This is a genomic window from Chania multitudinisentens RB-25 (assembly GCF_000520015.2).
GTDB lineage: Bacteria > Pseudomonadota > Gammaproteobacteria > Enterobacterales > Enterobacteriaceae > Chania > Chania multitudinisentens.
In genome coordinates this window covers 3,056,866-3,070,933 of sequence record NZ_CP007044.2, presented here as the reverse complement: position 1 = coordinate 3,070,933, position 14,068 = coordinate 3,056,866, and the positions used below count along the sequence as shown (strand labels likewise).

At 43.2% G+C, this 14,068-nt stretch carries 8 protein-coding genes and 1 tRNA gene; 3 read left to right on the top strand and 6 right to left on the bottom strand.

The features are described 5' to 3' along the window. The first annotated feature begins 803 nt into the window (after positions 1 to 803). The gene (locus tag Z042_RS13385) at positions 804 to 2,261 is read left to right on the top strand and encodes an AMP nucleosidase (protein ID WP_024913581.1); all 1,458 of its coding nucleotides are present in this window, start codon (positions 804 to 806) and stop codon (positions 2,259 to 2,261) included. A 66-nt stretch (positions 2,262 to 2,327) separates the two neighbouring features. Here the strand turns inward: Z042_RS13385 and Z042_RS24560 are convergent, their stop codons facing one another. Next, positions 2,328 to 6,032, bottom strand: coding sequence for an FKBP-type peptidyl-prolyl cis-trans isomerase N-terminal domain-containing protein (locus Z042_RS24560; protein WP_051506721.1), 3,705 nt, complete (start codon positions 6,030 to 6,032; stop codon positions 2,328 to 2,330). Beyond that, positions 6,029 to 6,379, bottom strand: coding sequence for a hypothetical protein (locus Z042_RS13375; RefSeq protein WP_154666960.1), 351 nt, complete (start codon positions 6,377 to 6,379; stop codon positions 6,029 to 6,031). Before Z042_RS13375 ends, Z042_RS24560 begins: the two co-directional genes overlap by 4 nt. Positions 6,380 to 7,513: 1,134 nt before the next feature. On the opposite strand from Z042_RS13375, the gene Z042_RS13370 reads away from it, so the two are divergent. Then, positions 7,514 to 7,589, top strand: a tRNA-Asn gene (locus Z042_RS13370). Positions 7,590 to 7,616: 27 nt separating this feature from the next. After that, positions 7,617 to 7,949, top strand: a complete 333-nt coding sequence (locus tag Z042_RS26885; protein WP_024913583.1) for a hypothetical protein — start codon at positions 7,617 to 7,619, stop codon at positions 7,947 to 7,949. 996 nt (positions 7,950 to 8,945) lie between these two features. Here Z042_RS26885 and Z042_RS26015 read toward each other — a convergent pair. The 4 genes from Z042_RS26015 to Z042_RS13350 all read right to left on the bottom strand — a co-directional run bounded on the left by Z042_RS26015 (position 8,946) and on the right by Z042_RS13350 (position 14,061). Next, the gene (locus Z042_RS26015) at positions 8,946 to 9,368 is read right to left on the bottom strand and encodes a hypothetical protein (RefSeq protein ID WP_154666959.1); all 423 of its coding nucleotides are present in this window, start codon (positions 9,366 to 9,368) and stop codon (positions 8,946 to 8,948) included. Between the two features lie 236 nt (positions 9,369 to 9,604). Further along, positions 9,605 to 11,890 carry a PI-PLC domain-containing protein gene (locus Z042_RS13360; RefSeq protein WP_024913584.1) on the bottom strand — a complete coding sequence of 762 codons (2,286 nt, stop codon included), beginning with the start codon at positions 11,888 to 11,890 and terminating at the stop codon, positions 9,605 to 9,607. A 724-nt stretch (positions 11,891 to 12,614) separates the two neighbouring features. Next, positions 12,615 to 13,325, bottom strand: coding sequence for an MgtC/SapB family protein (locus Z042_RS13355; protein ID WP_024913585.1), 711 nt, complete (start codon positions 13,323 to 13,325; stop codon positions 12,615 to 12,617). A 55-nt stretch (positions 13,326 to 13,380) separates the two neighbouring features. After that, entirely contained in the window at positions 13,381 to 14,061 is a 681-nt protein-coding gene (locus tag Z042_RS13350; RefSeq protein ID WP_024913586.1) for a DUF1868 domain-containing protein, read from the bottom strand. Positions 14,062 to 14,068 lie beyond the last annotated feature (7 nt).

The window sequence follows — 14,068 nt, the reverse complement described above, 5'->3', positions numbered from 1 at the left end:
GAAGCCATAACAATCCTTATTAGCTTAACGCATTAAGCAAGAATTGCCTGTTGGGATGGTGTTGCACCACGACAATCCTTACCTGATAAAATCTTGTCATGCCCTTAACAAGCTAAGCACAGGACATTCATACATTCAGAGTATGAATACATGTAGGGACATCAAACGTATTCCCAAAATAGGAAAAAGTACATGCCGCGTGTAAGTCACTACAAAACATAAGATAATCTTAAGAAGATTATTATGTCAATATCAATTTTCTTATCAAAATATAAGACTGGTGAATTTTATTTATCCAAAACACATCTTGTTATCTGAGAAAATTCCCTTGAAAACCTCCATGGGAAATCCATATGAAAATATGATTAATTAATAATATATATTAATATAGTCTATCACTAAAATTCATTTTTGCCTATTAACATCGGAAATGATTTATATCAAAGTAAAAATTAATTCACGAAAGCGTTGAACCCGAGAATATTCCATAATATGGTTTAATATTCATATAATATAATGAATATAAATACTTTTATTTCATACGCAAGAAAGTACCTTCGTTCTTTTTTGGTTATTATTTATACTATCACTCATCACCGCCTAAATATCTCATAGTATATGGTTATAATTTCAGCAACCTTTCCTCATGTTATTTTTCCATTCCAAATGCACGGCTCTTTTTCTTTGGCGTAATTATTAACCCAGGCTCAAAATTAGCCTATTGGACTAGATTCCAAGCAATGGCATGCATTCAGTGCCTGCATTACGCTATGCTGAAGTATCGCGAGAACCAAGGAAAAGCTATGAATAATCACCCAACTACTGCTCTCACAGCCTCACAGGCTCTTGATAAACTTGAAGCGATGTACGACGCGTCGGTTTGCGCATTACGTGGAGCTATCAAAGATTTCATCACTCATGGCACGCTGCCAGACGAACAGGCCCGTGCCAGAGGGTTATTTTCTTATCCAGAGCTGCGTGTTCGTTGGAGTGGCGACCACCCCGACAGCCCCAGAATACGCGCCTATGGCCGCTTTACCCGGCCCGGTAACTACACAACAACCATTACACAGCCGCAGTTGTTTCGCCATTATCTATCAGAACAACTAACCCTGCTGGAAAGCGAGTATGCTGCCGTCATTGAAGTGGTGGCCTCCCAACAGGAAATCCCTTTCCCTTATGTGATTGATGGCTCCGATCTGGCTTTAGAACGTTCGATGAGCGCAGGAATAACCAAGCATTTCCCTACGACTGAATTAGCGCAAATCGGCGATGAAACCGCTGACGGCCTGTTTCCCTTGGCCAATCATTTTCCTCTCTCGCACTTTGACGCACTACGCACAGATTTCTCTTTGGCACGTTTGCGGCACTATACCGGCACGCCTGTTGAGCATTTCCAACCGTTCGTTCTGTTCACTAACTACACACGCTATGTTGATGAATTTGTCCGCTGGGCATGTCAGCAAATAGCCGACCCGGCCAGCCCTTATACCGCGCTATCCTGCGCCGGTGGGCACTATGTCACCGCACAGACTCCTGACCCAGAGCAGATGGTTTCCAATCTTGCCTGGAAAAACCATCAGATGCCCGCTTACCACCTGATTGCGCGTGATGGGCAAGGGATCACTTTGGTCAATATCGGCGTCGGCCCTTCCAATGCCAAGACGATTTGCGATCATCTGGCGGTGCTGCGCCCACATGCCTGGTTGATGATCGGTCATTGTGGCGGCCTGCGTGAAAGTCAGTCTATCGGCGATTATGTTCTGGCACATGCTTACCTGCGTGACGATCACGTGCTTGATTCAGTGTTGCCGCCTGATATTCCAATCCCAAGCATCGCGGAAGTACAGCGCGCACTTTACGATGCCACTAAAACAGTCAGCGGCATGCCTGGCGAAGCAGTGAAGCAACGTTTACGTACCGGTACGGTGGTAACAACGGACGATCGCAACTGGGAATTACGCTATTCCGCCTCAGCATTGCGCTTTAACCTGAGCCGGGCCGTCGCGGTGGATATGGAGAGTGCGACCATTGCCGCTCAAGGTTACCGTTTCCGAGTCCCTTACGGCACGTTACTGTGCGTTTCTGATAAACCATTGCATGGCGAGATTAAATTGCCCGGCCAGGCAAACCGTTTTTATGAAGGGGCGATTTCCGAGCATCTGCAAATTGGGATTTGCGCGATCGACCTATTACGTGCGGAAGGTGAACATTTGCATTCACGCAAACTGCGCACCTTCAACGAACCCCCGTTTCGTTAACTACAAGACAGTAAAGAAAAAACCCCGCATGTTGCCATACGGGGTTTTACTTTCACTAACCGGGTTTTAACGCTCAACAGTGGGCATAACATCCAAGATCCGCACGCTATAAACCATGGTGGCACCCGGCGGGATATCCGGTGCCATCCCTTTATCACCATAGGCCAACTCTGGTGGAACTACCAATGTCATGCTGCCATGGTTTTTCAGATTACTGATTGCATCGCGGAATAAAGGCGGATAAGCACTCAGCGGTTGAGAAATAGACGTACCGGCCAGCTCCATGTCTTTGATCACTTTGCCATCGGTCAAGCTCTCTTTAACCACAACGGCAATGGTGTCGGTGTCCTTGATTTCCCCATCTCCTTTATAATCTACGCGATAGTAGTAACCCTGCGGAGATTTGACCACATGAGCCTGCTTTTTGAACTTATCGATATACTTGATACCTTTCTGCTCATTCTTCGTTTTTATCTGCTTATGCTGATTATTCAGTTCAACTTCACTTTCATATAATGCTTTAGCAATCTGATCTTTGGCCATTTTGATCTGATCATTAAGCACATCAGCAACACCTGCCAACGCCAGTTGACGGTTGACGTCCACACCCTGCGACTTTTTGCTTTCAAGCAAACTCAGGATATCGTTACCCAATGAGGTCCCGATGGCGTAATCGCGTTTTTCCTGCTCGGTTTTGGGGTCCTGCACAACGCTAACGCTGCTTTGAGTTTGCTTCTTCTCAGCATCCGCCAGTGCTTGTTGCAACTGCTTAAGATCCTGAGTTTTTTGCTCGTTCTCTTGCGTTTGTGCCGTCAGTTGCTCTTGTAACTTGGTGCCCGCCTGCTGAGTTTCTTGCAGCTGTTGTGCTTTCTGCTCACCGTCTTTGGTCTGCGCAGCCAATTGCTCCTGCAATTTAACATTCGCTTGCTGGCTTTCTTGCAACTGCTGAGCTTTCTGCTCACCGTCTTTGGTCTGTGCGGTCAACTGTTCCTGCAACTTAGCCAACGCCTGCTGGCCTTGTTGAGTTTTCTGCTCGTTATCCTTGGTTTGGGCGGTCAGCTGCTCTTGCAGCTTGGCGCTCGCCTGCTGGTTCTCTTGCAGCGATTGTTGCAACTGTTTGAGCTGCTTTTCTTTCTGTTCGCCATCTTTGGTCTGTGCGGCAAACTGCTCCTGCAATTTCGCCAGCGCCTGCTGGCCCTGCTGCAATTGCTGAACCTGCTGGGTTTTCTGCTCGTTATCCTTGGTTTGGGCGGTCAGCTGCTCTTTCAGCTTGGCACTCGCCTGCTGATTTTCTTGCAGCGATTGTTGCAACTGTTTGAGCTGCTGAGCTTTCTGTTCGCCGTCTTTGGTCTGTGCGGCAAACTGCTCCTGCAATTTAGCCAGCGCCTGTTGGCCCTGTTGCAGTTGTTGAACCTGCTGGGTTTTCTGCTCGTTATCCTTGGTTTGGGCGGTCAGCTGCTCTTGCAGCTTGGCGCTCGCCTGCTGGCTTTCTTGCAGCGATTGTTGCAGCTGTTTGAGCTGCTGAGCTTTCTGCTCGCCGTCTTTGGTCTGCGCGGCAAACTGCTCCTGCAATTTCGCCAGCGACTGTTGGCCCTGTTGCAGTTGTTGAACCTGCTGGGTTTTCTGCTCGTTATCCTTGATTTGCGCGGTCAGTTGCTCTTGCAGCTTGGCGCTCGCCTGCTGATTTTCTTGCAGCGATTGTTGCAGTTGTTTGAGTTGCTTTTCTTTCTGCTCACCGTCTTTAGTCTGCGCGGCAAACTGCTCCTGCAATTTCGCCAACGTTTGCTGGCCCTGTTGCAGTTGTTGAACCTGCTGGGTTTTCTGCTCGTTATCCTTGGTTTGGGCGGTCAGTTGCTCTTGCAGCTTGGCACTCGCCTGTTGGCTTTCTTGCAGCGATTGTTGCAGCTGTTTGAGCTGCTGAGCTTTCTGCTCGCCATCTTTGGTCTGCGCGGCAAACTGCTCCTGCAATTTCGCCAGCGACTGTTGGCCCTGTTGCAGTTGCTGCACCTGCTGGGTTTTCTGCTCGTTATCCTTGGTTTGGGCGGTCAGCTGCTCTTGCAGCTTGGCACTCGCCTGCTGATTTTCTTGCAGCGATTGTTGCAGCTGTTTGAGCTGCTTTTCTTTCTGCTCACCGTCTTTGGTCTGTGCGGCAAACTGCTCCTGCAATTTCGCCAACGTTTGCTGGCCCTGTTGCAGTTGTTGAACCTGCTGGGTTTTCTGCTCGTTATCTTTGGTTTGGGCAGTCAGCTGTTCTTGCAGCTTGGCACTCGCCTGCTGGCTTTCTTGCAGCGATTGTTGCAGCTGTTTTAGCTGCTTTTCTTTCTGTTCACCGTCTTTGGTCTGTGCAGCAAACTGCTCCTGCAATTTCGCCAACGTTTGCTGGCCCTGTTGCAGTTGTTGAACCTGCTGGGTTTTCTGCTCGTTATCTTTGGTTTGGGCAGTCAGCTGTTCTTGCAGCTTGGCACTCGCCTGCTGGCTTTCTTGCAGCGATTGCTGCAGCTGTTTTAGCTGCTTTTCTTTCTGTTCACCGTCTTTGGTCTGTGCGGCAAACTGCTCCTGCAATTTCGCCAACGTTTGCTGGCCCTGTTGCAGTCGCTGGACCTGTTGGTTTTTTTGCTCGTTATCTTTGGTTTGTTCGGTCAGCTGTTCTTGCAGCTTGGCACTCGCCTGCTGGTTTTCTTGCAGCGATTGCTGCAACTGTTTGAGCTGCTGAGCTTTCTGTTCGCCGTCTTTGGTCTGCGCGGCGAACTGCTCCTGCAATTTCGCCAGCGACTGTTGGCCCTGTTGCAGTTGCTGGACCTGTTGGTTTTTTTGCTCGTTATCTTTGGTTTGTTCGGTCAGCTGTTCTTGCAGCTTGGCACTCGCCTGCTGGTTTTCTTGCAGCGATTGCTGCAACTGTTTGAGCTGCTGAGCTTTCTGTTCGCCGTCTTTGGTCTGCGCGGCGAACTGCTCCTGCAATTTCGCCAGCGACTGTTGGCCCTGTTGCAGTTGCTGGATCTGCTGGTTTTTTTGCTCGTTAGCTTTGGTTTGGGCAGTCAACTGTTCTTGCAGCTTGGCACTCGCCTGCTGGTTTTCTTGCAGCGATCGTTGCAGTTGTTTTAGCTGCTGTGCTTTCTGCTCGCCGTCTTTGGTCTGCGCGGCAAACTGCTCCTGCAATTTAGCCAAGGCTTGCTGACCTTGTTGCAACTGCTGCATTTGCTGGGTTTTCTGCTCGTTATCCTTGATTTGCGCGGTCAGTTGCTCTTGTAATTTGGCCAACGCCTGTTGATTTTGCTGCAGCTGATGCACTTTTTGTTCGTTTTCTTTAATTTGTGCGGCAAGCTGCTGCTGTAATCGAGTATTTTCCTGTTGGCTTTGTTGTATCGCCTGCTTTAGTTGCGAAAGCTCTGCTACAGCTGATTGCTGTTGAGATTGAGCATTCCGTAAATGCTCAAGAGCTGCCTCCTGCCCGCTAATTTTTGCCCTTAGCTGATTGATGGTAGCCTGTAACGTTTTCATTTCGCGAATGTATCCACCCGCATCTTCACGTGGTGCTTTAGCCAGCACATTAGGCCGGCTGGTCTCTTTCTTGCCCTCATTTTTCGCAGGTTCTACCGTCTCTATCTGCGAAGGCGTCAGAAACAGCAGTGCCGGTGCTTCATCCACCTGTCGGGTAATGGTATCCAGTGAATTCAGCGTATTGGCTTCAGAAGCACTCGCTCCTTCCGCTTGCACTCCCAACGGCAACGCCAGGGTCAGCAAGGCACCGCAATAGATCCTGCGCTTTATCATTTCACGCTTTCCCCGCGTTGGAGCAGGCCTTGCAGAACTTCACGTTCGATATCAGCGCAAAGTTGGTTAGTTTTATATTTGTACAAAGCATCAAGGGTATCCTTGGTTTGCAGGTTCACATCACTACGCACAGCACTATAAACAGAGGCATTACTCAGTAAACGATCAAAATGCGCTTTCTTAGCTGCATAAGCTTTTGGCTTGATTTGCTTCAGTGAAGCCAATTCACTTTGGCACAAACCAAGTTTGTTTGTTTTGGTTTCAGGTGGTGCTGGCGGTGGCGACACACTGATCTGCTGAGGAGGGGGTTGTATGGTAGCAGTAACAGGAGCCTGTTCCTGACGCACTGTTTGTGCCTTACTATTCTTCTGGCTATTCTGGCAACCTGCCAACAACAAACCACTGCACAATAACACACCTAAACAGAGCTTCTTTTGGTTGCTTATCATCAAAAAATCCTTTCAAAAATCTGTTATCGGCATGTCAAAACAGACGCTACCGGATATAACCCTGATGAATATGCTGTACGTTTTTCAACACTGGATGGAGAAGACATTTAGTTGCGACAAAAATCCCCAAGAAACATTCACTAGAATTTTACTTAGAGTGTTTATCACGCGGCTGAGTCGTTTTTCCGCACTGTTCGCTACTGTTTATTGACTCAATGGATGAATCATCCCATCCTTGCGGACACATCACTAATGATTAGGCAACTCAACAAAAAATAATCCCACACATCGACGTAACAACATACAACAGTTATCGAAGTGCAAAATAATACTGATATTTTTTATATCCAGCAACTATCAGAAAGTATCTACTTACTGAAATGTCGCATAAAACGATATTTAAATGAGGGTTTAAAAATCACAAAGTGCATTCCCACTCAAACTACGCAGTTGGAACACTCCTACCAAAGCAGCAGGAAGAACAGTAACTCATTTAATTACAATAAGATAAAAATAAATTTTGATAGAAAATCGCTATTTTTCAATACTCTTACTCTTCTTCAGCCTAAAATTGCGTCCAGAAAACGTTACAGCTGAATATTTTATTTCACCATAAATGGCATTAATGGTGGTTTACTCCAAAATAGAACGAAACACTTCATATAAATCGCAATATTCCCCTCACCTTAAATGCCCAAAAGAAAACCTCACCAACTCAACAGTTTGATTATATTTAGCTTATTTAATTGAGGTATTTACTAATATCAACCAGATAATTCCGAAGAACATTCTTAAATAATTGAATGCCGGACACTCAAATCTCTCGCAAGCGACTTTCCTCATGACACCAAGCGTTACTTGCCAATCTTGCACTTCATGTCCCAACAAGAAAAAGACCAAACCAGGGTTTTACTGAGCTGAACACGTGCTAAACAAGACCGTTTGCTCATTACACCAGCAAATAACATCTTTAGGCACTTTCATGCTTTACAAGGCCCATAGGCACCGTTATTATTCGCCCGTTCACACGATTCCTCTGTAGTTCAGTCGGTAGAACGGCGGACTGTTAATCCGTATGTCACTGGTTCGAGTCCAGTCAGAGGAGCCATAAATTTAACACCATGGACAGCCACCGATGTCCATGGTGTCTCAAAGTAAAATCCCCTTTTTGCAAATCAAATTACACTCTGTTCCATATTGGTATTCTGGCATCCAGCATTTTCTGGGGGCTTCATTGGGACTCGAATCGGCAAGATTATGTATCCTTGGTTATGTCATTTTTAGCGCTATTATTCCAATAACGTCATCAGTTTTGACCGACCAATTTGCAGAACACAACCCATCCGATCTCACTGAACAATTTAGGCTGAAAATCAACAAATTGATAAAATGCCGCCCAGTCTTTCAGACTTTAATTGAACCAATTAGCCCTGTCGATGTTGCTTTCACTGCTGTTGCCCAAAAGTAAGAATGAGTCATATCTCAAACCCCCAGGCGAAACCTCCGAGACCTATATCTCCTGCCGGTGAGTCTGCACCTATTCATGAATTTAATTCATAACCTCATACAAATTAGAGGACTTACTTCCTCGCTACACACTTTGTAACCGCGATTCATCATTAGTCAATCACTTGTCTTAAAAATTATTTATGATTCACATTAATATACTGATATCAAAAAAATAATTAAATTTAGATATGGATGAAATCATCTGAATAGAAAACTACAAATGGGACTATTTAGAATTAACTTCACATATTAGTAGCATCACAGACAATTGCTGTTCTGAATAGATGTTCTCTTTTATGAAATAATTTTTATATTTAATTAAATTTACAGGTTTTAATATAAAGCCAATTGTAATTTTTAACTCTAAATACCAGCACCATACAATATAATTAGTTATTTATATGTTTACAATAGGAAATTATAAAATAAGTAAATAAACTCAATCTGAAGTATTATCATACGATTGAAATTCAAACCCCATGTGCAATTAACTGATTTTTGTAAATAAATTAGTGCATTAGCCAAATACTATATAAAAACAGTAAATTGAAAAAAGTGTAGATATTTTGAAATTTTTAATTTGAATATCTACTCAAATTTTATCTTAAAAAATGGATGTTCATGTCCTTACAGCCCTAACCGCGATCAGGCTTAGGGTTACCATGTTTATTTAACACTGTTCCCCGGTCTACAATAGGAATACGTTTCACCCATCTATCATTGCCGTCATTCTTGGCCCTTAGTTTTATAACGAGTTTGTTATCTATCGAATCCTCATTTGTTCCTCTCTACACATATGAACAGCTATAGGCATAAAAACTGGAACAATGTTAGTAAAGAGGAAACATACCTTCATTGTAGGGAGCCGGCGGCCAACAACACGAACTCAAGGTGAAGTTACATTCATTATATCATTCCCTGAAAGAGAATGATATAATGTTATATATATGAAAAATTAATTTGTACAGCCTTCATTAGTACATATGGTGACTTTGAGTTCTCTGTAGTTACCCACACAAGAACCATCAGTTTTGTAGCTTTCGACTTTTACAGGCAATCGTCTAGCCATAGCCATATGTAGATTAGTTATTAATGTATTATAGGCACTGACACCAAAAGGTGGCAAGTTAGCATTGTTCGTATCAGTATAAACTAACGTAAAAATATTGTGTGATGAAGTAGGAAAACCCTGTTTATTCATGTTCATATTGACATAGTATTGTGAAGCACTAGCGTCATTGTAATTGTTATTTATCGAAGAAATATATCCCCAAGTACATAATTGAGGGGCGGCTTTAACTGTTGTGGTTGATAATAATACAAAAGCTAATGACGCAATAATAGATGCCATAGGGCGGATTTTTAGTTTAAAACACATAGGATGCTCCTTTGTATAAAAGTGCTGGTATCATTCTGTGGTAATAACTTAGTTTAGAGCTAGTGATGATTACTATTGTTAATAAATCAATTTTCACATAAAAATAAATTTTTTTTTGTGAACACTAAACAGAAAAAAGATGGCTCAATACCAACTAAAATTTGAGCCATTCTGTTGTATTCCCTATCAATGTAAATACGCTTTCTTTTCCTCTCCCCGTCAATGAATTAATCGGATTATGAGTCATAATCGTGATCAGGATGAGTTGGCGCAGGGACATGATACTTACTTTCAAATGCCGCTCGCTTACTGTCTAAATTGTTATTAAGTGTGTTAAGTTCTGTGGTGATACTCGCAAGCGCATTGCTGACAAGTGTGGGGGCTAGATCTGCTGCCACGACCGGTTCTGTTTGGTTAAGCCTCGCTAGCGCTTTAGTATTGGTAAGAATGGCTCCCCTATCACGTGATGTGATGATCGCCTCTCGTGAACGAATGACGGTTGCCCGTTCATTCAGTAGCGTCTTGATGGCTGCCAGATCGCTATCAAAATGGGTCGGATCAATTTTATAAGCATCGCCAAACATTCTCGTTGTCCAGCCTGGAGGGGAGAAACCTGGTAAATTAGACGGCGTAAAACGTGGTTTAATAATAGCACTGGCACGATATTGTAAGTCTTTGGGCAATCCATACTTCCCAAGTATTCCCATGAAAGCAGCACGAAGATCGGTCGGCAGATCGGTTGTTGCATATTGTACCGCTAAACCTTCACCCTTCATCTCTTGATATTTCTCCATCACCGCCTCAGTCGAACGCATTTTCTTCATCGCATAGGAGTCGTTAATATAAACAGTCCCTTCCATGCTATAGAGAAAGTTCCTGATCGAGCTTTGAATAATCGTCCCTGAACTATCGCGATTGGCTAGCGAAAAATCAGGATAGCGGTCGGAAAAACCAAATACCGTGGGGGCTAACTCAGTACGTAAATAAGTGGATTGCGAACCACCTAAATCAATGGTCGTATTAAGCTGCTGCCCCATCACGCGTTTATATAACACAACAAAGTTATCAATAGCGGCCGAATTTATGCGGTCATCAACAGGCATATCTCGAAAATTATCTTTTGCTCCTTGCGTTGTCTGATGATCTACCAACGATTTCAATGAAGGAACCAACGTTACCTGAAACACCAATACATTACCGATTGCCGGAAATTCCATAGCCCATTTAAACAGGTTAAACGTTTTAGATTCAATATCTAATAACTGCTGTTCGGTAAAAATGGTTTGGCCATTAAAAGAATTCTTTGATAACGTAGAAGTACGAGAAAAAGGGAAATATTGCCGTTCAGATTGAAGAGTAGACCAGTTAAAATTACTGTATTGCGCAACATAGGCTTTTTCAGACGCTTGTCCAGCCACCCCACCCATTGCCAGTAATAAATGAGGATTAATCTCTTTTAATCTCTTCAGTGCGGTATTTTCTGCCAGATTATTTCTTGTGGCAAATTTTTGTACAATGCTGTATGCGCCTCCATCCAAAGTAAATGGATAAATTTTCAATACGATATTGTCACGATATTGCGGATTATTATCGAGGATCTCTATAACGGATAGAGGTGAGTCATTACGGGCATCAATATATAGAGTCACTTCTGGGATAACATTACGCACAAAATTCAATACATCGGCGGTCTTCATTAATCGTTTGATACCACTATTCTCTACAGATTGTGTCGCAGCTAAAGGATTAAGGACATCGATACTGGTTGGTTGAATATAACTGTACGTTTCTCGTTCAGCATAAATCGGCGGCAGGTTGAAAGAACCGCTTAAGCGGTTAGTGCTAAGATCGTGAATAACAACGTTGATATTTCCTCTCGGCTCTTCCTGGGTTTCTAGTACATCAAACTCTATCGAGCGAATACCAGCAGCATACGCACACAAGATTGCCGCTAAAGAATTTTGTGGGATACCATAAGCATTATTATATAAAGCACGGTGGGTATTGAACTGAAAGTTTGTTGAAATAAACTTATCGTTGGAAACTAAGTTCTCTATTGGCCTTAGTTCCGGATGGCTTCTCATCGCGCTAATAAATGCCTGATTCTGCTCGTCGGTAAGAATGACTGAACGTTCTTCGTTAAATATCGATGCCGAACGGTTATTGCGGGCAAACTCCAGTATCTCCCTGATCGTCCAGTCCGGCAGACTATCATAACGTTTAAGGTAGAATTGCACCTGTCGCTTTATTTCCGGTAGGTTTGCATCCGTGATGGGCTGGTTATTCAGTCGCACTAAAAGATGCGGGAATTCGGTGCGTAGAATATGCCCGGCTATCAGCGTTGAATAGGCACCGTACTTGAAGTGGTCGCCCCACGCATCCGTTCTCAGCGCGCTGTCTGCAAAGGGCTGGGCGGGTATTGGCGCAGTATGGCCTGTGGTGTTAAAAAGCAAGCCTATTGCTACCGAAAGGAAAATTCTTTTATAGACTGGCCGTTGATGTACAGAAAAAGAGTGATACATAGATGACTCCTTAATCTCGATTGGCTCAAAATAGTCGAATGCGTCACGGCAAAAAATATATTCTGCGTGAATAATATCCAATATGTCTTTCGCCCCCCCATTAATCAAGAGGAAAAACAAACACACTGAAAGTTTAACAAAGGTATCATGTTTAAAAAAACACTCTCTTGATTATTTAATGATTAACTGCAACTTTCTGTTTTGCAAATATCAACCATTACATCCTTAATAAACAAACGACAATTATCACTATTCGAACCATCACGAGCAGATAGCCGATACAGATCGGAGACATTCAAACGTCTGCTGAGCCACTCAATAAACCAACTAGTACTAGCTCTGATACTGAATGTACAACATGTGCTTTATTTTATTAACCATATAGTAATTTTAAAATAATCAAGGTAATTGGTTATCAATCGCTAAACCATCAAAGAAGCAAGTTAAATCTTTATTTTCATATCAACAATATTATTACATAGCGACTAACAATAAATTTGACACGTTCCAAATTTAAATCAATAGCAGGGAAAAGCAACTGACTTTGTAATGATTTGTGATGTTCTTCAAACTATTAATAAAAAGCATGTGGATATAAAGCCGTATGGGCAGTGGCTTTAAAAACCAATAGAGATTATCGGGGAGCTTATTTTCCCTAACATTTTAAATATATTAGACTTTTCTTCACTCCATGATACTCAGGAAACCATTATAGTAGACCCGTTCAATGACTAAGCGACACAGAATAAACGTATTCAAGGTGTTTCAGCGTACTGTAAAGTAGAAATACCCCCGAATTCTTTTTTACTCTCAATCTGATGGTGACCTCGACACGATTTTTTTTATCATCCATGATATTGACATTATCAACCAGATACCCTTTTTCACGCAGATCATCCAACAACGGCTCGATAGTTTCGCTACCGACAATGATCACTCTGGCATCGATAATCTGGTGTTTTGACAGCCTCCTTCCCAAGCGGGTTACAACGTTACTGAACTTGATCACCAGTAAAATCAAAAAAGTCGTCGTGGTCGCCAGAAAGTAAAACCCGGCACCGCAGGCAATGCCAATCGCAGCAGAAGACCAGATAATCGCCGCAGTGGTCAACCCCGATATGATCTGATTAGAACGATGCAAAATGACACCGGCCCCGATAAAGCCTACACCGCTGATAATTTGGGCCGCCAATCTCATCGGGTCGGTGCGAATATTCGCCAATAAATCACTGTAATACAGCGCCGAAGTAATGGAAATCAATGTCAGCAGGCAGCTTGCAACGGAAATAATGACACAGGTTTTAAAACCTACCGGTTTATGTTTAGATTCACGTTCCAGGCCAATTATTCCACATAAAAATCCGGCTAAAAATAACCTGGCCAAACCAGAACCATTATTTAAACTGCCATCAAAGTAGCTTAATAACAATGACATGATACCTGCTTAGAAAATAAAATTTTTTATCCGTTGCTTTCATTATTGATTAACATTAAAAAAACAGCTTCGGTGAGAACTCAGTTATATTATCATATTGGCAAAGCTCTGCCTGATGCAGCACAACTCTCCTTTCTTCATCAGTTAACCCCTGGATAAACTTTTCCAGTAATGCCGATAACTGGCTATACTCCTCTTGACTGGGAGCTCTCAGAAAATAACCCAACGTAATATGATAAACATAATTATCATGGTTTGAACGCCGGATCCCAACCGCATCGGCAAGTCTATTTCTAAATATAGGTATCGCGCCAACTGTTTCACCTGTTGGTTGAGCAGTAATCGCCAGCGTATTTAACAGTGGTTTGTAAGTGTTAACGGAAAAGTTTAATACCGGGGATGTAATTTCATGCTCCCTGATTTTCATTGCAAAAAAATCCGTACACAACGTTAACGGTGTTTCGATAGCCAGTTCACTGGGCCAATACCACCCCTCCTCACTTTTTTTACAAGCGCCATCAAATAGCGTTATATGATAACTCTGTGATGGCAATAAGGTATATAAGCTATTGACTAATTCAATATCAGCCAATTGGGCATAAAACTCACACAGACGAGGATAAATTTCCGCATCATTAATATGGCAGATTACCGTATTGCCAAAAAACGGCAAGGCTTTGCCATGTTCATCAAACTTTCCATTTTCAACACCCGCGGGAACTTTTCTGCTTTTCATAACATGG

Bases quoted from the DNA above. Each gene is read 5' to 3' on its own strand.
- Z042_RS13355 (WP_024913585.1), bottom strand. From the start codon at position 13,325: ATGTCATTGTTATTAAGCTACTTTGATGGCAGTTTAAATAATGGTTCT.
- Z042_RS24560 (WP_051506721.1), bottom strand. From the start codon at position 6,032: ATGATAAAGCGCAGGATCTATTGCGGTGCCTTGCTGACCCTGGCGTTG.
- Z042_RS13360 (WP_024913584.1), bottom strand. From the start codon at position 11,890: ATGTATCACTCTTTTTCTGTACATCAACGGCCAGTCTATAAAAGAATT.
- Z042_RS13385 (WP_024913581.1), top strand. From the start codon at position 804: ATGAATAATCACCCAACTACTGCTCTCACAGCCTCACAGGCTCTTGAT.
- Z042_RS26885 (WP_024913583.1), top strand. From the start codon at position 7,617: ATGTCCATGGTGTCTCAAAGTAAAATCCCCTTTTTGCAAATCAAATTA.
- Z042_RS26015 (WP_154666959.1), bottom strand. From the start codon at position 9,368: ATGTGTTTTAAACTAAAAATCCGCCCTATGGCATCTATTATTGCGTCA.
- Z042_RS13350 (WP_024913586.1), bottom strand. From the start codon at position 14,061: ATGAAAAGCAGAAAAGTTCCCGCGGGTGTTGAAAATGGAAAGTTTGAT.